At 63.0% G+C, this 884-nt stretch carries 1 protein-coding gene, 1 pseudogene and 1 riboswitch; of the genes and pseudogenes, one reads left to right on the top strand and one right to left on the bottom strand.

Annotated elements, in window-relative coordinates; genetic code table 11:
• On the bottom strand, positions 1-360 hold a 360-nt coding region (locus tag EN939_RS36130; protein WP_206528456.1), incomplete at its 3' end, for a nitroreductase family protein.
• Positions 361-408: 48 nt separating this feature from the next.
• Positions 409-588, bottom strand: a riboswitch (cobalamin riboswitch).
• Between the two features lie 121 nt (positions 589-709).
• Here EN939_RS36130 and EN939_RS39585 point away from each other — a divergent pair.
• Positions 710-884: pseudogene (locus EN939_RS39585) on the top strand (histone deacetylase family protein); the annotation flags it as partial.

Below are 884 nucleotides of genomic sequence, written 5' to 3'. Positions count from 1 at the left end.
GCAGGTGATGCAGATGTTGAGCGCGCTTTCGCAGATGCCTTCCAGCTTGAGCTTGCGGTAGAGTTCCTGCCGCTCTTCGTCGATCGCCGGCAGTTCCTGCTCGCGCGCGGCCAGGAACAGGTCGCGCACCTCCGCCCGTCGCTCGATGTCACGAATGACAATGAAATTCCATGGCTGCATGAAGCCGACCGATGGCGCGTGATGGGCAGCAAGCAGCAGCCGCGCCAGCACGTCGTCATCGATCGCGGTGGGCAGGAAATGGCTGCGCACGTCGCGCCGTGTGAACATGGCGCGATAGACCGCATCGCGCGCACTCTGGTCAAATCCGTCGCCAACAGCAGCGGTCAGGTGTTCCGGCATCGCTTGTCCCCTTGCGATTGCAATTGATATCATCCGCCTGACCATGCGGATGACGATGCCTGCCAGGCCGGTCTTCTGGCTCGGGATCAACCCGCGTCCGGTGCCTTCCCGTCATCGACAGTGGCATTTACCGGCGCGGTCCCCCTCACAGCGTTGGGCACGCCACGGAATTCAACCGTGTTCCCGATTCTCCCGCTTGCGGCGGGCACCAGGCAGTACCAAAAACCTTACGCCGAAGTGCTGAGGACGCCAATGCTTGCAGCGACGCGAATGGACGCAGTCGCGATTTTCCCCAGTCATCGGCCGCCCGTGCATGGCCTTTGTCGATCCGGGTCACTAGATTAGGACGATGACCACCCGTCTCTACACCCATCCGATCTTCCTCGAGCATCTCACGCCGCCCGGACATCCCGAGCGGCCCGACCGCTTGCGTGCCATCGAGCGCGTGCTCGATGAGGAAGCCTTTGCCGGGCTCGATCGTATCCAGGCGCCGGAAGGCGACGAGGCCACCATCCTCTACGCGC

Source organism: Mesorhizobium sp. M7A.F.Ca.CA.002.05.1.1 (assembly GCF_003998335.1).
In the GTDB taxonomy this organism is placed as follows: domain Bacteria; phylum Pseudomonadota; class Alphaproteobacteria; order Rhizobiales; family Rhizobiaceae; genus Mesorhizobium.
This window is presented reverse-complemented; position numbering and strand designations above follow the sequence as displayed.